This is a genomic window from Pontibacter brevis (genome assembly GCF_054779655.1).
The window spans coordinates 1-20,144 of the sequence record NZ_BAAGXV010000027.1 but is presented as its reverse complement, the minus strand read 5'-3'; the positions used below and the strand labels follow the sequence as shown (position 1 = coordinate 20,144).

Here is a 20,144-nt window from a genome sequence, read left to right as displayed (position 1 = left end):
CTAACTTTTGAAGTAGACATCAAAGGTGGAACCCTCCTGCAACTTGCTCTGCACCTCCACTCTGCCTCCAAGCAACTCTACCTGTGTCTTCACCAAATGAAGCCCAAGCCCCTTACCCTCAATACCTTGGTGGAAGCGTTTGTACAGCCCGAATATTTTATCCTGCTGCCTTTCCAGGTCTATACCTGAGCCATTGTCCTGCACACGGAGGCAAATATAGTTGTTTAGCCGGAATGTGTTAATGCTAATCATAAGTTTTCTGCCCGGAGAACGATATTTGATGGCATTTGAAATGAGGTTAAGCAGAATGCTTTGTGCATAGCTTCTGATACTGCTGACCTGGGGAGCCTCCCTGAAGTCGGCGCTTATACTCGCTCCGGAAGCAGTTATTTCGGTATCCAGTATCTCCAGCACATTTTGAAGCAGGCAGTCGAAAGCCACAGTCTCTTTTACGCTGCTGATTTGGCTGCGAATTGTCAGGATGTCGTTCAAATCCCGGATGGTGGTATCCAAAAGCTGTGCAGACTTCACCAGGTTATCTATAACCTTCTGGTTAACAGGAGAGTCAAACTTGTTCCTGTCGTAGATAGAGGTGAGGCCCAGCATATTAGCGATGGGGGCCCGCAGGTTGTGGGACACTATGTAGGCAAACTGCTGCAGGTTCTGGTTTTGCTGTATCAGCTGCTCAGAGAGCTCCTGCTGCTTTGCCTCCGCTTCTTTGTAGGCCGTCATGTCAGAGGCAGAACCATACATCCGCATCTTACCGGCAAGGTCAAAGCCTGGCGACACACGGACTAAAAGCCAGCGCAGTTTTCCTGAACTATCTATGATGCGTATTTCATGCTCCTGCGACTCTCCTGATAACGTCTTAGGGAACACCTCCTGCATTAACTGCTCCCTGTCTTCAGGGTGAATCACTTTGAGCCATGTTTCTGGCTTGCCTAAGAAAGCCTCTTCAGAGTAGCCTGTAATCTGCTTGCACTGCGGGCTTATGTAAAGAATGCTCAGGTCCGGGTCTACAGTGAATATAATTTCGGGTATGTGCTCAATGGTGGTTTGCAGCAGGTTCTTGGCTTCAGTAACCTCCTGTTCTGCCATTTTGCGTTCGGTGATGTCCTGTACCGTACCAGACAACTTGATAACGTCTCCGCTCTCGTCGCAGGTTACTTCTGCTACCTCCATCACGTTTGCCACTTTGTCGCCTGGCAGGATAATACGATGCTCGAAGCGCAGGGTGCTTTTCGTTGCAACAGCCTGCTGGTATTTTGTCTTCACCATTTCCCTGTCATCCGGGTGGATGAGGGCCAGCATGTTATGAAGAGACGGGGCAAAGCTTTCTTTATCTTTTCTGTATACTGCAAAAGTCCCGTCAGACCATGTCAGCAAGCCCTGCTTTACATGGAATTCCCAGCTGCCGAGTTTAGCCAGCTGTTGTGCCCTGGCTAGCTGTAGCTCGTTTCTTTTAATCGTTTCTATGGATTTCTTATGCTCCGAGATGTTCCGGATGGTAAGGGCTACCGCCAGTATTTGATTTTCCTCGCTTGTAACAGGCTTGTATGTTATCTCATGCCAGAACTCACCATGGCCGGCAGTAAAAGATACTGTCTCACCCTGCATGGCGCGGGTATGATAGGCTATCGTGCTGCTAATCTTTGTGCTGGAGATATACTCCAGCATACTTTGCCCCGGCTCCAGTTTTTTTAACAGGTACTTCCATACATCAGCAGCTGCTTCCCTGTTAAAAGAAACTACTTTCAGTTCTTCATCCAGCAGGTAAACAGCCTGCGAGGAACTGTCGATGAGGGCCCGCAGGTTGGCTTCCTTACGCTTTAACTGTTCCTGTGCCTCTTTTTGGTTGGTGATGTCAATAAAGGTGCCATTCCAGACGACAGTACCTTTCCCCCTGTGGGAAGGCAGGCTGTGACCGCGAACCCACATATATTTTTTAATTTCAGGCTGCCACACCCTTAGTTCATACTCCCAGGGTGTCAGGTTATTATAAGATACTTTGGTTGTGTGCTGTACACCGGCAAGGTCATCGGGGTGCAGGTTCCTGTAAAGGAGCAGCGGGTTTTGGTACACTTCTTCAGGAGTAACCCCGCACAGCCTTACTACACCTTCGCTTATATAAGGAAAGCAGAAGCTGCCATCCTGCTCCATCTGATACTGGAATACCGCACCCGGTACACTTGAACTGACTTCACGTAGCTGCTCCTCGCTCCGCCTTAATTGCTCCAGTGCCTGCTCCCGCTCCTGCACGTTTACCGCCACAACTAATCTTGGGCTGATACCTGCTTTAGAAGGCAGGGAGTGGCATCTGACATCGGCTCGAAAAACAGCGTTGTCTTTGCGTTTATGTACTGAACTGGTAAAGGCGGTTTCAGTCTTTTTGACAGCGTTTTTAAAGTTGGTTAAGAATGCCTCCGTTTCCTCCTCAGGGCGCAGGTCCAATATGGTCATCTGAAGGAATTCTGCTTCCGAGTAACCGTATTCCTGTTCAGCTGCCTTGTTTACTTCCAGAATTCTGTAGGTTGCCTGGTCATAAATCCACATTGGCACCGGATTGCGGTTGAACAGTATTTTATACTCCCGCTTCTGCTCACAAAGTTCCTGTTCAAGCTTTTTCCGCTCCTGAATTTCTGCATTCAGGTAAAGGTTTTCCTGTTTTAGCTTTCTGAAAACAAGGCTGATAATATAGGCAGCACCGGCAGCGGAGGCCAAGGCTAAAAGTAAGAGCAGGGTGTGCTTGTCAACAGTGGAGTCGATATAAGAAGCCGCTTCATTGGCTCTTGTGTCAACGGTTCCCTGAACCTCCCGGGTCAGGCTTTGCAGGTACTGCTGATGGCGCTGGTGAGCAGGCCGCAAATAGGCCTGTGCATAAGCTCTTGCCTTCTCAGGGCTTTCGTCGCTCAGGCTGAGCAGGCTGTCAGATACAATGTAGTAGGTTTCACGCTCTTTAAGAATATTCTGAAGCAGCTCTTTTCTATCCTGGTTCTTAATCAGTTTGTCAAGTTGGAGAATCGCAGCGGCGTTATCGTCATGTGCCCGTTGTATCTTCCCTCTGATTTTGTTCTTCAGGTGTTCATCTTCCGAGCCAATGTAAGTGATGAGCAGGTTCTGAACTTCGTTTTCGTTGTGATGCAGTTCATTAACCAGTTCCAGTTTGCTTAAAGCATTCAGTACCACGATGCTATAATTTTGTTTTACCTGCCTGGCTGTAATGAATGAAATAGTACAAACCGCAACAAGCACAAATGCCAAGCCGGCAAAAGCAAACCCTATAAAACGGATTATACGCTCATATGTACTGTTGTTATTGTGGTTAAACTCTTTGGGGTGCATAAAGAATATTAGACTGAAAATAAAGCCAAGACTCCGATGGTACAGCTTTAGAAAGAGAAAAGTACTCTTTAGGAATGAGAATGGCAAAAAGGAGGCTCTGTGTTTTGGAAATAAAGATTTTACAAACAGTGGTTTTGTACTTAAGTAATATTAAGTGTTTTTTTAGATAGTGAAAGCACCTGCTTATGTGAGCGGGTGTGCAGAAAACACCAACTGCCACTTATTTCAGTACGAAAGCCTTCAGACTATCTGTGAGTAGTAGTGGAAAAGAGCATATCAGTCTGAAACTGAACCCTGCAAAAGTTTAAGAAACACGGCACACACGAACTGAAGTGCCGGTGGAGTAGCTTTTTGAGTGCAGCCACAGTATAAAAATCTGTAACACGAAGGCAGAATTGTGTAACAGCAGGGGCAGGGCTGTGTTGTACCTTTGTAACAGGAATTAAGTAGATAAAGAAATGGCAACTATAACTAAAAACAAGCTAACCAAAAGCACATTCCCGGTGGAGGGAATGAGTTGTGCCTCCTGTGCCAGTAGCATCGAGAGTATGCTGCGGGCAAAGGAGGGGGTACAGGAGGCTAACGTGAATTTTGCCGGTAAAACCCTGCAGGTGTCTTATGAGCCGGAGACCGTTAGCCCGGTACAACTGCGTGAAACGGTGCAGGAAATTGGCTTCGACATACTGGTGGAGCAGAAAACACAGGAGGAGTTGGAGGAGCGGCAGGCGGCTGTCCTTGCCAGGCTTAAGCGCAAAACCATAGTGGCAGGCGTGCTGGCCTTTCCGGTTTTTGTGCTGGGCATGTTCTTCCACGATACTTTTGCCTGGGGCAACTGGGCGATGCTGCTCCTCACCGCACCCATCCTGCTGTGGGCTGGGCAGCGCTTTTTTGTGGGTGCCTGGGCGCAGGCAAAGCACTTCCGGGCAAACATGGACACACTGGTAGCCCTCAGCACTGGTATCGCTTTTGTCTTCAGTTTTTTTAATACGGTGTACCCCGAGTACTTCCTGAGCCGTGGCCTGGTGCCGCACGTGTATTATGAGGCGGTGGCAGTAATCATCGCCTTCATTCTCTTAGGAAAATACCTCGAGGAAAATGCTAAGGACCGAAGCTCTTCCGCCATCAAAAAGCTGATGGGGCTGCAACCGAAGACGGTGCGGGTAATACGAAACGAAAGCGAGCTGGAGATAAAGATAGAAGAGGTGCAGGTAGGCGACAGGGTGCTCTTGCTGCCCGGAGAGCGCTTACCCGTGGATGGCGAAGTGGTAGCAGGTACCTCTTATGTGGACGAAAGCATGCTGAGCGGGGAACCACTGCCTGTGCAGAAGCAACCTGGCGATATGCTGTATGCCGGAACCATCAACCAGAAAGGAAGCCTGCAGCTGGTAGCCCGTAAAACTAGTGGCGAAACCATGCTGGCGCACATCATCAAGCTTGTGCAGGAGGCGCAGGGCAGCAAAGCACCGGTTCAAAAGCTGGTAGATAAAATTGCGGGCATCTTTGTGCCGATTGTACTGGGCGTTGCAGTGCTGACATTTGCGGCCTGGATGGTTTTCGGAGGGGAGGCATACCTGACGGAGGCGCTGCTCTCCACTATCTCAGTGCTGGTAATTGCCTGCCCCTGTGCCCTGGGCCTGGCCACCCCGACCGCCATTATGGTGGGTGTGGGGCGAGGGGCTGAGAGCGGCATCCTGATCAAAGATGCCGTGAGCCTGGAGCGGGCCCATAAAGTAGATGCTGTTATCCTGGATAAAACCGGAACCATTACCCTGGGCAGGCCTTCCGTAACCGACGTAGTATGGGCGGGTGAAACAGGAGCACAGGCACAGCTTGAGCAACTGTTCTTTTCCATGGAGGCGCAGTCTGAGCACCCCATTGCGCAGGCTATCTATGGGTTTTATAAAGAGCGGGGACTGCAGGCAGTGCAGCCAGCCTATTTTAACAGCCTGACAGGACTGGGGGTAGAGGCTGATTTTGACGGCACGCGCTATTTCTCCGGAAACGAGAAGCTCCTGAAACAACAGCAAATTCAGACGCCGGAGCACTTGCTGCAGGCTGCAAGGCAACTGCAGGAAGATGCCAAGACCGTTATATTCTTTGCGGATGCTCGCCAGGCTTTGGCTGTCTTTGCCGTCAGCGACCCCATAAAACCAGCTTCGGCAGCGGGTATAAAAGCCATGCAGGAGGCAGGCCTGGACGTATACATGCTGACAGGCGACAACCAGCAGACAGCAGCGGCTGTGGCTCGGCAGGTGGGCGTGGCGCATTACGAGGCGGAGTTGTTGCCAAACGACAAGGCATCCTTTGTGAAGAAGCTGCAGGCGGAAGGCAAGGTAGTAGCCATGGTGGGAGACGGTATAAACGATGCACAGGCCCTTGCCACCGCTGATGTGAGCATTGCGATGGGGCAGGGCACAGATATTGCCATGGATGTGGCCAATATCACGCTAATGCGTTCTGACCTGATGCAGGTAGCCGGTGCCGTTAAATTATCGAGAGCCACGGTGCAGACGATTCACCAGAACCTGTTCTGGGCTTTCTTCTACAACGTAATCTGTATACCGGTGGCAGCAGGTTTGTTGTTTCCTTTCACCGGCTTTTTGCTGAGCCCGATGGTGGCAGGTGCTGCCATGGCCCTAAGCTCTGTTTCGGTGGTAGGCAACAGTCTTCGTTTAAGAGGTAAGAAATTATAAATAAATGTTTAGTTGATAAATTATGTTAAATATGGAAACTTATAAATTTAAAACAACCATAAACTGTGGCGGCTGCGTGAAAGCCGTAACACCGCATCTGAATAAACTAAAAGGAGTAGAGGAGTGGAAGGTGGATACTGATAATCCAGACAAAGTGCTGGAGGTGAAAACTGATTCCTTAGATGCCAATCAGATTAAAAGCACTGTAGAAAAAGCAGGCTTTAAAGCCGAACAAATCTAGGAAAAGCCTAGTGTGTACAAGAGGGGCTGGCTTTCATTAGCCAGCCCCTCTTGCTTTACAGAGTTCTGCCTGCTGTGTGGCGGCGGCTACCGAACTTTGATAACAGGATGAAGTTCAGCAGGGCGATGCTGCAGATGGCCAGTCCCAGGGCTTCGCGTCCCTCTTCCACGTTCCTCAAAAGAGCACCTGTATTGGCATCCCGCATGCTGTCACCCACTCCCTCAAACTGCTCCGGCCACCAGTAAATCACACCAACAGCATATGCGATGCATGCAATGGCCAGTGTGGTGGTACTTACCTTGCCAAATCCAGCGGCCACGCTAAGCGCAGCCGCGATGGCATAGATGGTCATCCATACAGCAGGATCCGGATCGTTATACTGCACTGCTGCAAATGAAATGAAAACTAATCCGAAAAAGATGCCTAAGGTTTTCTTTAGTAGCATAGTAATTCTGATTCTTTGATTATGCTGTAGCTGCGGTTATTTAATGTTGCTGCAGGTAGCAGGAGGTGCAGCAGCCCATCTTGTTATCAAGTTGGGAAGATTATAGATAAGTACCAACAAAAGAGGCAGCTAATATAGCTGCCCTTTTCATATTACAAAACTAAACTTGATTCTTATTTACCAGGCCCATTCCGGGCATATAACTTTCTTTGTGTTACGAATCTTGAAGCCTAACACTACTTCATGGCTCCCCGCATTCACCCGGCCAAGGGGGGAGGTGCCGGCATCGTAAGAGTAGGCGAGGTCAAACAGGTGGCTGATGTTCAGGCCTGCCATGGCCGCAACTGATTCGTTGTGGCGGTAAGCTGCTGCCACCCACAGCCTGTCGCTGTACATGGCTTTAACCGTGGCATCTACAGATGCAGGGCTGGGCTGCGCCATCTTCACCATTACGGACGGGATGAGCACGAAAGTCGGTGCCAGGTCAATGCGGTAGCCGCCGGTTACGAAGTAGTGCTTCTGTAGCTCTCCCTTATTATCTTCCGCTGAGCCACCTGTAGAAATCAACTGGCGCTTGCTTGGCACAAGCTGTGCCCCGGACATACCCACGTAAAAGTTCTGGGAGTATAGCCAGAGGCCAAGGTTCATATCGAATTTTACCTCATTCAGGCGGCCGTCCATAATAGCAGGGTCATTTTTCCTGGCTGTAGTAACATAAGCAGGATCCAGGCTATACTGGATAAGGCCCGGTGCCACACCTCCTGCCACCCGCAGGTTGCGGGTAATGGGCTGATGATAGGCATAGCTCAGCGAAAAGCTGCCACGCTTCAGCGGGCCAGTTCTGGTAGCCATGGCGGTACCTCCTAAACCATGGTGCGCCCGCACGCGGCGGTACATGTTCGTCTTTTTAGAGGTAGCTTCTTTGGGTACCTCCCGGGATCTGCCGGCCCCACGGTAAGAAGCAGTCATGTCTTTGTTTACCGGCATGTGTACTGTTACATAGTGGGATTCCGGTGCCCCTTCCAGGCCAGACCACTGATACCTCGTGCCCATTTTAAGATCCGCATAGTCCTCGATGCCGGTGATGGCCGGGTTGAGAAGGTAATTATTGAGCGTATACTGGGTGTACTGCGGCTTCTGTTGTGCCAGTGCTGTGCCCACTGCCAGCATCAAAATCAAACCGATAGATAAAAGTCTGTTCATATAGCGAATTATTTAACAATGGTCACGCTGCCAGAAAGAAGTTTCTCGTGCTGGCCCAGTTCTATGATATAGTAATAGGTGGCAATAGGTAACTCTTTGCCGTTGTAGCGGCCGTCCCACGGCTCTTTGTAACCTTCTGAGCTAAACACCTCTGTACCCCACTGGTTGAACACTTTCACCCTGCAGTTCTGGTACTTGGTAATGTTCTCAATCTCCCAGGTGTCGTTAAACCCGTCACGGTTAGGGGTGAAGGTGTTGGGGATAGAGACAAACGGAAGCACAGTCACCACCACCTGGTCGCTGAAAGTGCAGCCCTCTGCCGTGGTGGCAGTTACCGTGTACACCGTCGTTTCCTCAGGAGTCAGTTGCGGGTTGGCGATGTGGGGGTTGTCCATGCCGGTGGCCGGAGACCAGGAGTAGCTAATACCGCCACTGGCCTGGAGCTGTGTGCCGCGGCCTTTCACCACGGTCACATCTTCGCCTGCATACACCTTGCTCTCTGCCACCTGCACCACTACCGGTTTGCGCACGCTCGCACACGACTGCGATACTTCCTGTACATAGAAGGTGGTAGTGTAGTCCAGGCGAGGCGTCTGCAGGGTGTTGCCCACGGCGAGCAGGTTCCCGCCAGATGCACTGGCATACCATTCCAGGCGGCCGCCACTTCCTTTGGCCGTGAGTATCGCGTTCTGGCCTGCACAGATGCTGGTGCCCTCCGCAGCAGGCGGCAGTGGCAGAGGTGTAATGCTCACCTGTACGGCGGCGCTAACCAGTGCCTCACAGGATTCGGAGTTCACTACCCGTCTGAACCACGTCTTTTTTGTCAGCGGTCCGGGGCTGTAGTCCTGCCTGTTGTTGCCGCCAGGGGCTGATGTGAAGCCGGTGCCTGGGCCGGTTGTGCTCATTTCCCAATGGTAGGTGTACTTTCCGCTGCCCCCATTTGGCAGAGTACCCGCCAGGGTAGAGGGGGCGGTGCCGAAGCAGATGGTTTGGTTTGTGCTGATTTTGTTGTTGCTCATGGCTGGCTTCACTGAAACCATGACCGCTGCACTTGTGTCGGTATTGATGTCAGAGATAACAATCCTCCTGAACCAGGTGTCCTGCGTCAGTGCCGGTGGGGCATAGTGCTGCGTGTTACCTGATGCCGCTGCCGTACGCCAGCCCGTTACGGGGCCGGTGGTGCTTTGCTGCCACAGATAGCTGAAGCCACCCTTGCCACCAACGGGCTCGGAGCCGGTTAAAGTGGCAGGCACGTTGCCGAAGCAGATAACCTGGTCTGCCTGAATGTTGTTGTTGCCAATGGCAGGCGTAATAGTAATCTTGATGATATTAGACACTGCCTCACATCCGCCAGAGAGTACGCTCCTTCTAAACCAGGTATCCTGCGTCAACGCCTTTGGGGAGTAGTTTTTGCCTGAGTTTGGCAGAGGAGCCGGTGAAAAGTTTACACCGTCCTCGCTGTACTCCCAAACATATACATAGCGTTCATCGCCACCCGTAGGGGTGGAGCCAACCAGTGGGGCCGGCACCTGGCCTGCGTAAACAAGCTGCGGCGCCATAACGGTGTTGTTCGCAATTTGCGGGTTCACCTTTACCTCTACCGTATTAGATATACTGGAACAGGCGGCAGTGTGGACCACGCGCCGGAACCAGGTGGTTGTGGTCAGAGCACCCGTTGCCAGGTTACGTCCCTGACCGTTCTGGGCAACGGGCCTGTATGTTCCGTTTTCACCGGTAGTAGAGAACTCCCAGGTAAAGGTGTATGAAGCAGAAGCTGCTTGAGGCACAAATCCGCCGCCTGGTTCGGAGCCTATGATAGTTGCAGGCGCGCTGCCTTCGCAGATAGTCTGGCTTTCGCTGATCTGGTTGTTGTTGATGGGCGCGGCTATGTTAATGTGCAGTATATCTGAATAGCTGTGGCACTGCCCTGATGTAACCTTGCGGCGGAACCAAGTAGCTTCTGTAAGGGCAGGTGCATTGTAGCTGCCGTTGGTGCGGGTGCCGGGGGCATCGGTAAAAATCATGCCGTCCGTACTCATTTCCCACAGATAGGTATAGTTGCCGTTGCCACCAGTCAGGTTGCCGGCTGCCGTAAGGGTTGCCGGGGTTTCACCGTAACACAGCGTGATGGAGGTGGCTGTAAGCTTGTTGTTGCGGATGGCAGGTTGCACTGTTACTAGCACAGCAGCGCTGATGTCGCTGTTACAAGTGCCGGAGTTTACGATGCGGCGGTACCAGGTACTTTCTGCCAGCGGAGCCGGGGCAGTGTATGTTTCCTGTCTATTGTTTCCTGCGGCAGCGGTGAAGGTTGTGCCGTCTGTGCTGCTTTGCCACAAATAAGTGTAGGTGCCGTTGCCCCCCGAAAGCGGTTCTCCTTCAAAGGGAAGAGGGGTATCGCCTTCACAGATAGTTTGCGCGCTTCTGATGATGTTGTTGCTGATAGCGGGTGTTACCACAACCTCCACAGCCGCCGACACATCTGTGCAGGCAGAAGAAACAATCACACGCCGGAACCAGGTAGGGCGGCTTAAGGCTTGTGGCTGATAATGCATGCCTGTGGCACCCACAATCTGGGAGAAGCCAGTCTCCTGCCCTGTGATGCTGCTTTCCCACTGGTACTTGTAGTGACCATCTCCGCCTTCAGGTGTTGAGCCATACAACTCGGCAGGCGTTTGCCCGGCACAAATAGTAGGCACGCCTGTTACAGCGTTGTTTCTCAGCACCGGATATACTGTTACCTGCACTTCTGTACGTGGGCTTAAGCAGCCTTCGATGCTTGCCTGCACATAGTAAGTTTTGCTGGCATCAAGCACTTCTGTCTCAAACGTTCTGCCCGTTGCAATAGGAGTGCCGCCTGTGGCTGCTTCAAACCACTCGTATACCGTTGCGTTGCCTTCTGCTATCAGTACAGCCTTGTTACCCGGGCCGCAAAGTGCCACCGGTGCTACAACCGGGGCAGGCGTAGCCGGGCGAACCCTTACCGTTACAGGTGTTCTGACGCTGGTACAGCCGCCTTCAATTGTTGTCTGTACATAATAAGTAGTTGTCTGTTCCAGAACAGGGGTAGAGAAAGTTGCCTCCTGGCTGAGTAAATTGCCGCCTGTCGGGGCATCGTACCAGGCGATGTTCCCCGTGGGGTTGTCTACTGAAAGCAGGGTGCCAAAGCCGGGGCATAAAAGCGTGCCGGTAGCAGTAGGGGCCGCAGGCAGCGGATTTACCGTTACCTGCAGTTGGTCTGTGGTTTCGCAACTGCCGGTGCCCTGGGTATACGTAAGCAGGAAGGTGCCGACAGCGTCCGGTGTGAAGGTGCCCTCTGCGGTTACGTGAACAGACCCGGACCAGGAGCCACCTGCAGGCAAGCCGGTTAGCTGGAATGAGCCACTGTTCAGGCAGACTACCTTGTCTTCACCGGCATCTGCTACAGGAACCTCCTTCACAGTGACCACCATTTTATCGGAGGCTGTACAGCCTGAAGGGTCTGTGTAGGTATAGGTTAGCTCCAGCTTTCCTAAGGCTGCAGTAGGCGTAAAGGCTCCGTCAGGGGAAACGCCTGGCCCACTCCAGGTGCCGCCCGAGGGGCTACCCTGCAGTTGCGTAGGTACAGGAGCATTGCAGACTGTTATGTCGGGGCCTGCGCTAACTTCAGGCAGCGGATTAACAGTAACTGTTATGGTGGCAGAATTCGTGCAGCCTATAGCCGCATTCATGCCGATAACGGTGTAGGTAGTGGTGCGAAGAGGCCTGGCTACAACCGAAGTGCCGGTGGTGGCACTCAAACCGGTAGCCGGAAACCAGGTATAGCTGTCAGCACCTGATGCTGTTAAAGTGGCAGCACCCTGTGTGTAGCAGATCGCCGCTACGTCTGATGTGGCTGAAACATCCGGCAAAGAGTTCACCCTTATTGTAAAGGTGGTGGTGCTGGTACAGCCGGTTTCGCTGTTGGTGCCGGTGATGGTGTAGGTGGTGGTAACAGCAGGGTTGGCCGTTACAACGCTGCCCGTCGTGGCACTTAGGCCCTCAGTTGGCTCCCAGGTATAGCTGTCGGCGCCTGTAACGCGGATAGTAGTACTTGCCCCCTCACAGATAGTGGCATTGGGCGAAGACGTAACCAATTCAGGAATGCTGCCAATGGTGATTTCCTGTGTGGCTGCCTCCGACGTGCCGCACTCGTTTGTGGCCACCACGCGCACGGTGTATTTGCCCGCTTCTGTAAACCTGATAGTCGGACTGGCGGAGTTGGAGTCAGTGCCATCGGCAAAGGCAGTTGCGGCAGGACCTGTTACCGACCAGTTGTAGCCTGTGATGTTGCCTGACCGGGCGTCGAACTGCGGCGTATGATTAGCATTCTCGCCGGAGAAAGAGATAGTTTGCGGGCCACAATATAGCTGCGGACCCGGTAACAGTGCCACAGGCTTATCCTGAATTACAACTGTTCTCTCTTTCACCTCACTGGCACAGCCGTTGCTGGTAGTAAGGGAGATAGTGTAAGTGCCGGATCCAGTGAAGTTAAAAGAGGGGTTTTTGGAAGTTTCCGTTGTTCCACCTGCAAATGCCCAGCCTTCTGCAGGGCTAACCTGCCACACATACTGCAGATCGGCACCGGTAGATTTGTTTTGTACGGAAAAAAGTGCAGGCGCACAGGTGCTGTTTCCGTTCAGTTCGAAATCAGCAGTAGCTGGTTCTATTACCCTATAAACCTTTTCTATTGTGCTGCTTGAGCATTTTGAGCCTGCACTTGCAGGAATAGATGTCATCTTAATGGAGTATTCTCCTGCCTTTGTAAACACCATGGAAGGGTTCTTGGTTGTAGCATTGCCATACCGATACTCCCAGCCTGTAGCCGGTGTTATTTCCCACTCCACAGTATAGGCTGCGCCCGCACTCGGGTTCACGGTGTTCGCGTTGAAGCCCACAATAGTCATGTCTGTCAGCTGTATCGGCACATTTACGCAGCCTATTGCTTGGCTCACACCAAATGCAGCCTCAGGTCCCTTCGAAATCTTGATACCGCCCACTGTGGCAGGTGTATAACCGCAAGGGTTTGTAGCTGTTGCTGTTACCGTAAATGCATTATTGGGTGCATCTTTAGAGGATACCTCATAAGTGTGTGTCACAGCTTTTGGCAGGTTAGCGTGCGTGAAGTTCAGAACCGGGGTTCCATCCCCAAAATCAACTGTGTAGACGGTGAGCGGCGAGTTACCATCGGTATTAAGGATATCAAAAGTGTAAGTGGCAGGAAGGCAGTCGTTGGTGTTGCCGCGGCTTGCCAGTCCCAGGCTCGGGTTACTACCAATGAAAACCCGCTCAGTTGTCGTGCTGGTACAGCCACTTTCACCTGTAACCTCTACCTCTAACTGAAAGAAGCCCGTCGCTGTGTAAGTGTGGCTGGCTGTCTCAAAGTCTTTACCCAATGTTATGGCAGCTCCGTCGCCCCATTTTATCTTGTAGGTTTTGTTAGACTCTTTTGTAGTGGAGGTGTTCTCAATGGTCAGGTTAAAGCTGGCACTGCCGCCGGTAGAGCTGCAGGAAGTAAAGAAGTTAATCGGATCTTCTATGCGTGCATCAGGTGTGCCAGCTATGTGCCTGGAGGCAGATGTGGCCTCGCAGCCATCAGCCTGCACTGTTTTTACCCAATAAACCCCGTTTTCTGCAACGGTAATAGATTTTGTGGTAGCTCCTGTAGACCACAGGTAACTTGCTGCTTCGCTTGCTGTGAGTACAACCTGCCCGTTCTGGCAAAGGTTACCGGAACTGGTAATAGTAGGGGTGCAGTCCTGAGCATAGAGGGTACCCGGGAACGTTCCACCCATTCCAAAAAACAGAATGAGCAGAAAACCCTTGAGAATCGTCTGCATTTATTTTAGCTGTAGATGTTCTTAATAGTTAATTACTTTGAGTTGTATTGCTGGCGTAATGTGGAGGTGTTTTCAAAACTGAAGGACATGCAATCATGAAACCTCTGAATTAGTAAGATCTGCTGTAAGCTGTTTCTTCATTGTCGCTCCTTTCTGTGTTTGTGTTTCAGCTGTACCCTTTACAAGATTGAAAACCATTGTTTGGTGTATAAATTTAAAATGTGCAAATTCTTACCTGATAAAATTTAGTATTGTAATTGCTTCTTTTTGAGGTTCTCAAAAAAAAGTTTTCTAAAGATAAGTGAATAAAATTGATGTCTGCAAAAGGTGAAAGTATAATTTTTTTTAACAAGTTAAAGTGCTTTTGCTTAACATTAGCTTGTATATAAGGTGCTGATAGTTATTTTGGCTTCTGATGTAAAAATCTTTAATATAATAAAAACTATATATTTGTAATGGTTTGAAATTGTACTATGAATATTTAATTGGATTGTTCAATGATTTTTGTGTGTTAAATAATTTATAATTAAATGCCTCTTATATAGAGAGGTGAAATACACAAGCTTTTAATAAACCAAGGCAGTTTGTTGATGGGTGGTGAATGCTTGTGGATGATCTATGTTTAAGCCTGTGCAGACTAAAACTGCCTGACAAAGAAGTTAGCTCTCTTTTCAGCTAGCCCTCATTATTCTGGCTGCCTTTTCTAACAGAAAGGACAGTATAGCCCGAAAGGCTGCTTATAAAGGTCAGTTCTGGCTAATAGCTCTTCTATGTTTTTTACCGCCCCTCTTATGCTATGGAGGCACGTTTGCCTTTCGTTTCTGATGACGTGGGAGCAGGTGCTGCAGGAAGCTTAGCAGCTGCAATAGCAAATCCGTCTGGGCAAAAAAAACACCTCCAACACCTGCTTCTTCTAAAGCTGGCGTGGGAGGTGTACATACTTTGGCTAAAAAGTATTTATAGGGTGATTATTCTATCCATCGGGTGCGCCGCTGTTTTGCAGAAGCTAGCTGCATCTGTTGCTGCTGCTTTTGGTGTATTAAGCGGATACTGTCTTTTGGGTGACGCACAATTTGTTGCGCATATCCGTTCATGTGCTCCAGAATAGCTCCTTTTAATTTCCAGCCTTGCGGGATAAAACCTGCTACTTCTGTTGCTAATAATTCTAATGTCGGGGCGATAATGATGTTATATTCCATGACCTTTAGGTGCTAACTATAGGTCTAATGTAGAGAATAAAAACATAAGTTGTATGGTCGCGCAACGAAAAAATTTACAAATAGGTTACATTCTTGCAAATTTTCATGTATTGGGCTAAATATTTATACTTTTATCAATCATGTTTAATGGTTTGAGAGGGTATGGTAAAATTATGCCTCAGTTGTTGACTAAATGCTTGTTTGGTGGAGATAGGAAAAATGCTGTAAAAAGATGTTTTTTCACAAATATGTCATAATTCAGGTTTTGCAATATAAAGCATGCTTCATGCTACGGCTGCAGCCTGATGGTGAAGCTGGTCAATCCTGCATCAGAGCTTAAAGAGAAGGTGAAGCCATGGTTTACCAGGATGTCGCGCACCATGGTCAGGCCAATGCCCTGGCCCGTGTTCTTGGTTGTGTAGAAAGGGGTGAAAAGGTGTTCCTGCACCTCCTTTGGTATTCCTTCTCCATTGTCGGTGATGGTCAGCTGCGGCGGGTCGAGCTGCGTCCGGATACAGATTTCGCCTTCCTCGCCAATGGCCTCCATGGCATTCTTCAGAATGTTGAGAATTACCTGCTCCATTTGCTGCTCATCTATCGGGATGACCAGGGGCTGTGGCGCAAGTTGCCAGGTGCAGCTGATGTGGCGCTTTTCCAGTTGGGGCTGCAGCAGGCGTTGTAACCCCTGCAGGAGGGCGTGCAAATCCTTCGGGGCTTTTCTGGGTTGTGGCAGGCGCACTACTTCCGCAAAGTTGGCCATAAAGCGGTTCAGGTTGGCATTCCGGTCAATGGCTACCTGCAGCACATGCTCAAAATCAGGCTGGTGCTCTTCCTCTAACTGGGGCATATAGTACTGCAGGGAGCCTAGTATGGAGTTAATGGCCCCGGTCGTATTATTCACCTCGTGCGACATCACCCGGATGACTTTTTCATAAGCCTGGCGTTCGTTCTGTAGGATAGCCTCCGTCAGCTCTTCAATCAGAATAAAGTAATGCTGAAAACCGCGGTCCAGGAAATGGGCACGATGGCAGCGGTAGGTCCAGGTGCCATGCAAACGGAAGGTGGTGGACTGGCCGGAAGAAAGGGGCGCCAGCTCCTTTGCTCACTCCTGCGGCAACTGGCTTACATGTTTCCCTAGTAATTCAGGAGCTTTGTGCTGCAGAAATCGCTCCGCCGCCGGGTTTACGCTTTCTACTTGGTTGTCGAAGCCCAGCAGGATGATACCGGCAGGGGAGGCCTGTATGAGTTTTTCCAGGAGAAAGTGTTTTTCTGCCTGCCCTACCCGTTCCTTTCGCAGCTGGTCTATCATGCGGTTGTACACGTTCACCAGCTCGTCCAGGTCCTGCTGGCCTACCGTCATAAACTTGGTGGAGAAATCTTTGTCCCGGATAGACTCTATTCCTGCCCTTATAAGTTTGAGGGGCTTGAAGAACGCCTGGTACAATTGCACTGTTATCAACACAAAGATTATAATCACCAACTCCATCCCCAGGAAGAGGAACTTGTTTTCCTGCAGCAGGTACCAGGCCATTACCCCCAGCAGGGTGTGCACAAACGCAGCGAACAGGAGAAATTTAGTCCGCAGGGTCATACGGAATATTGAATTTGTCGAGACGGCGGTAGAGAGCGGCACGGCTCAAGCCCAATGCCCTGGCTACTTTGCTGATGTTGTTGTGGTAAAAGTCCATCGACTTCTTTATCATGGATGCCTCCATCTGGTCCAGCGTCATAGTGCCCACAGCCGGCAGGATTCTATCGCTTGGTTTGGAGGGTCCCTGCTGCGCCTGCTCCTGGAAATCCTCTGCCTCCAGCATGTCATTTTCAGCCACCAGCACCGTGCGCTCCACCAGGTTCTTTAGCTCTCTGATATTACCAGGCAGCGACAGCTCTTTCAGTCACTGCAGTGCACGTGAACTCACCTGCAGATCTGGCCGGTGATACACCTTTTTCAGGTTATTCACAAAGTACTGCACCAGCAGCGGGATGTCATCGGAGCGCTCCCGCAGCGAGGGGAGTCGTACTTTTATCAGGTTGATGCGGTAGAACAGGTCTTCACGGAACTTCCCTTCTTCCACCAGTTGCTCCAGGTTGCTGTTGGTGGCGCACACTACCCGGATGTCGAGTTTGCGGGACTTGCTGTCGCCCAGCACCTCATACGTGCGGTCCTGCAGCACCCGCAGCAGCTTTACCTGGCTGCTCAAATCCAGTTCCCCAATCTCATCCAGGAAAATGGTGCCTTTGTTGGCCATTTCAAAACGACCCACACGGTCGGCCTTGGCATCGGTGAAAGCGCCGCGTTTGTGTCCGAACATCTCACTTTCAAAAAGAGAGGAGGAGATGCCCCCCAGGTTCACTTTTACAAAAGGCTGGTTCTTGCGGAGACTGTTGCGGTGCACCGCCTCCGCAATCAGCTCTTTTCCGGTGCCGCTTTCTCCTTCAATCAGCACAGAAGCATCGGTAGGCGCAATCTGGCCTATTTTCTTCAGTATCTTCAGTAGTTCCTGGTCCTGGCCCACTATAAAGCCTAAGTCATACTGCTGGTCCAGTTTCTTGCGGGTCAGGGCATCGCCTGTATTAGTTGCCCCCTCCGACAGGCTGAGCGCTGTGCGCACCAATTGCAGCAGGTAGTCGTTGCTCCAGGGTTTGGTTATGAAGTCTGCGGCTCCGGCACGCATCCCTTCCACCGCCAGGTTGATAGAACCCCAGCCAGTAATGAGGATGACGGGCACCTCTGGCAGCAGCCTTTTAAACTGTTGCAGGAGTTGTAGCCCATCATGGCCGGTGGTTTCGATGGAGAAGTTCATGTCCATGATCACCAGCTTAAACCTGTACTGCTGCTCGAGCTCGAGCGCCTCTTTAGGGGAGGCAGCCTGCTGCGTTTTATAGCCGTTCTGCTTCAGGAGCAGGCTCAGCGAGGCACGTACGGCAACATCATCATCTACAATAAGAATCATCTGATGGTCTTGTTTAAGCTGGTGATCGGGAGATATAAAGATAATTTATTTCTAGTATATATAGTGCTTACTCTTCGTGCAATGCAATGGCCGGGTGAATGGCCGCCGCCTGCCTGCTGGGGTAGAAGGCACAGAGCATTGTAATCAGGTAAATGGTGGCAACGGCCCCTACGATGGCAATCGTATAAACCACAGACTCCACCTGGAACACCTGCAAGAGGGGGATTTGTACGGCAAATACAACACCCAGTAGCAAACCGAATGTTGCCAGAACCAGCACCTCTCCAATAAACTGCATGTAAATCTGCCAGGAGTCAGCCCCTAAGGCCCGGCGCAGACCAATCTCGCTGTGGCGGCTGTTGATGTTGTACCACAGCACCCCGAACAGGCCAAGCGCTACGTTAAAGATTAAGAAAGCACAGATGAAGCCCAACGCAATCATCGGTACCAGGGTGAGCTTTGCTTTACTCTGGCGCATTTTTTCCAGTGTAGCCACTTCCAGTGTCCAGCCTTTGCTGATGCCGGAAATTTCTTTTACCATTTTTTCTTCAAAAAGCACACCGGTACCGGGTTTTACCCTGATAAGGAGTTCACCCCAAAAAAAATCCTTGTTTTTCTGAAGATTGATGCGTCTGAAAATGGCTGGTTCTTCAGCTGCATATTCACTGGAAGCACGGTAATGATCCAGCACCCCTACTACTTTATAGTTAGTCGAATCATTTCTGGGAATGAGTTTGCCCAGCGGATTTTCAGCTAAGAACAGTTGCTCCTGCAGTGCCTTGTTGATGACAATAGGCTCGTGGTGAGAGGCATTATCTGCCGGCCCGAACCAGCGGCCCTGGCTTACCTCCAGCTTCATAACATCCAGAAAATCATCCTCTGCCTCATACACATTCGTCTGTAAATCTTTGACGCTGCCATACGACAGGTTATCCGACATATGACTGAAAGCAAAAGGGGTATTGCTTGTACTTGCAGTACCTGTTCCAGGTTCTCGTGGTTAAGAGCAGAAGAATCGCTGCCAGGGCGCATGGTCAGCAACCACACGTTCTCATGCTCAAAGCCCAGCGGCCTGGTATAGTTGCGCACATTGTACACCACCAGGCTAAGTACTCCGAACAGTACCAGAAAGCAAAAGAAGATTTCGGTCATCAGCAGGAAGTTACTCTTCTTCCTGTTCCAGATCAATTTAAAGAGATGGCGTATCATTTTGAACCTCCTTTCAGCGCCTCAACGGCATGTAATCATGACATTCTATAAGCCGGATATACTCCGGAAATCAAACCAAACACCAGGCAGAACAGCAGGCCAATAGCAAAAACGCGCAGGTTAAGCCCCAGGTCTGCATATACTATCAGGCCGCTGTCGTTGATGAGCCACAGCACTACCGCAGAGAGCAGGAAACCCAACAGGCCTCCTAGCAGCGTCAGGAACAGATTTTCGACGATGAACTGCCAGATGATGGCAGCGCTGGTGGCACCAAAAGCATTACGCGCGCCAATTTCAGAAGAGCGCTCCATGATGCGGCTGATGTTAATGTTGACCAGGTTGATAGTAGGCAGCAGCATGAACAAAAAAGCCAGAACAGCCAGGATGCTATACAGGATACCAACACTTGCTTCCCGTCCGTTTCCTAAGAAGGTTCTTGCAAAACTCTCCAGGATGGTATCAGGAAAGGAGTACAGCTTTGTGCCCTTCGTAGGCTGCTGGCTTTCCACCTGTTGTATCATGGCTGCATACTCTGCCTTTATTTTAGGTATATCAGCCGACTCCTTTGCCATGATGGTGGCAAAGTAAGTGCCATGCAGCTGTGGCTTGTTGAAATCCTGGCTCTTTAGCGTGATCGGCACCCACACGTCAGCGTAAGAATGCAGGCGCAGCACCGGCACATCTTCCACCACGCCTACTACTTTATACCGCACCTGGTCTACCTCAATGTAATGCCCGATGGCCTCACCTGCCCCGAAGTATTGATTTCTGGTGTTCTCATTTATCACAGCCACACGGTTTGCACTTCTTACATCCTGCTGGGTAAATGCATTTCCCTCCAGGAAATTGGGTTGTGGTCTAGAATGTATGATGGTTTCGGTAATAGAATGTTAGCTTTATGGCGTTGTAGTGATTCTGCTCTTTTTTAGAGAAGCAGGCTGTTTTTCTGACCAATCTTCTGTTTCTTGTTCTCAGGCACAGGTTCACCCCTTCAATGTTCCTG

The 20,144-nt window shown here is 50.6% G+C and carries 11 protein-coding genes and 2 pseudogenes; 2 read left to right on the top strand and 11 right to left on the bottom strand.

Annotated elements, in window-relative coordinates; translation table 11 throughout:
• On the bottom strand, positions 1-3,342 hold the full coding sequence (locus tag ACYVB1_RS07890) for a PAS domain S-box protein (protein ID WP_460922448.1): 3,342 nt from the start codon (positions 3,340-3,342) through the stop codon (positions 1-3).
• 458 nt (positions 3,343-3,800) lie between these two features.
• Between ACYVB1_RS07890 and ACYVB1_RS07885 the strand changes: the two genes are divergently transcribed.
• Both ACYVB1_RS07885 and ACYVB1_RS07880 read left to right on the top strand, forming a co-directional pair.
• Positions 3,801-6,035, top strand: a complete 2,235-nt coding sequence (locus ACYVB1_RS07885) for a heavy metal translocating P-type ATPase (RefSeq protein ID WP_460922446.1) — start codon at positions 3,801-3,803, stop codon at positions 6,033-6,035.
• A gap of 31 nt (positions 6,036-6,066) precedes the next feature.
• Positions 6,067-6,276: a heavy-metal-associated domain-containing protein gene (locus ACYVB1_RS07880; RefSeq protein ID WP_460922444.1), complete on the top strand. Its 210-nt coding sequence runs from the start codon at positions 6,067-6,069 to the stop codon at positions 6,274-6,276.
• 55 nt (positions 6,277-6,331) lie between these two features.
• On the opposite strand, the gene ACYVB1_RS07875 is transcribed toward ACYVB1_RS07880, so the two are convergent.
• The 10 genes and pseudogenes from ACYVB1_RS07875 to ACYVB1_RS07830 all read right to left on the bottom strand — a co-directional run.
• A complete protein-coding gene (locus tag ACYVB1_RS07875) occupies positions 6,332-6,721 on the bottom strand; it encodes a transmembrane 220 family protein (protein WP_460922442.1) in 390 nt (129 codons plus the stop codon).
• Between the two features lie 177 nt (positions 6,722-6,898).
• Positions 6,899-7,924 carry a PorP/SprF family type IX secretion system membrane protein gene (locus ACYVB1_RS07870; protein ID WP_460922439.1) on the bottom strand — a complete coding sequence of 342 codons (1,026 nt, stop codon included), beginning with the start codon at positions 7,922-7,924 and terminating at the stop codon, positions 6,899-6,901.
• Positions 7,925-7,932: 8 nt separating this feature from the next.
• Entirely contained in the window at positions 7,933-13,779 is a 5,847-nt protein-coding gene (locus tag ACYVB1_RS07865) for an Ig-like domain-containing protein (RefSeq protein ID WP_460922437.1), read from the bottom strand.
• 968 nt (positions 13,780-14,747) lie between these two features.
• A complete protein-coding gene (locus ACYVB1_RS07860; RefSeq protein ID WP_460922435.1) occupies positions 14,748-14,978 on the bottom strand; it encodes a hypothetical protein in 231 nt (76 codons plus the stop codon).
• A 289-nt stretch (positions 14,979-15,267) separates the two neighbouring features.
• Positions 15,268-16,032, bottom strand: coding sequence for a sensor histidine kinase (locus tag ACYVB1_RS07855; RefSeq protein WP_460922433.1), 765 nt, complete (start codon positions 16,030-16,032; stop codon positions 15,268-15,270).
• A gap of 48 nt (positions 16,033-16,080) precedes the next feature.
• On the bottom strand, positions 16,081-16,569 hold the full coding sequence (locus tag ACYVB1_RS07850) for a PAS domain-containing protein (protein ID WP_460922431.1): 489 nt from the start codon (positions 16,567-16,569) through the stop codon (positions 16,081-16,083).
• A pseudogene (locus tag ACYVB1_RS07845) lies at positions 16,553-17,932 on the bottom strand (sigma-54-dependent transcriptional regulator). The gene ACYVB1_RS07850 and the pseudogene ACYVB1_RS07845 overlap by 17 nt, the downstream one beginning before the upstream one ends.
• A gap of 67 nt (positions 17,933-17,999) precedes the next feature.
• Entirely contained in the window at positions 18,000-18,872 is an 873-nt protein-coding gene (locus ACYVB1_RS07840; protein ID WP_460922429.1) for an ABC transporter permease, read from the bottom strand.
• A gap of 304 nt (positions 18,873-19,176) precedes the next feature.
• Positions 19,177-19,983, bottom strand: a complete 807-nt coding sequence (locus ACYVB1_RS07835; protein WP_460922746.1) for an ABC transporter permease — start codon at positions 19,981-19,983, stop codon at positions 19,177-19,179.
• Positions 19,984-19,999: 16 nt separating this feature from the next.
• Positions 20,000-20,144 (bottom strand): annotated as a pseudogene (locus tag ACYVB1_RS07830) (IS1 family transposase); the annotation flags it as partial.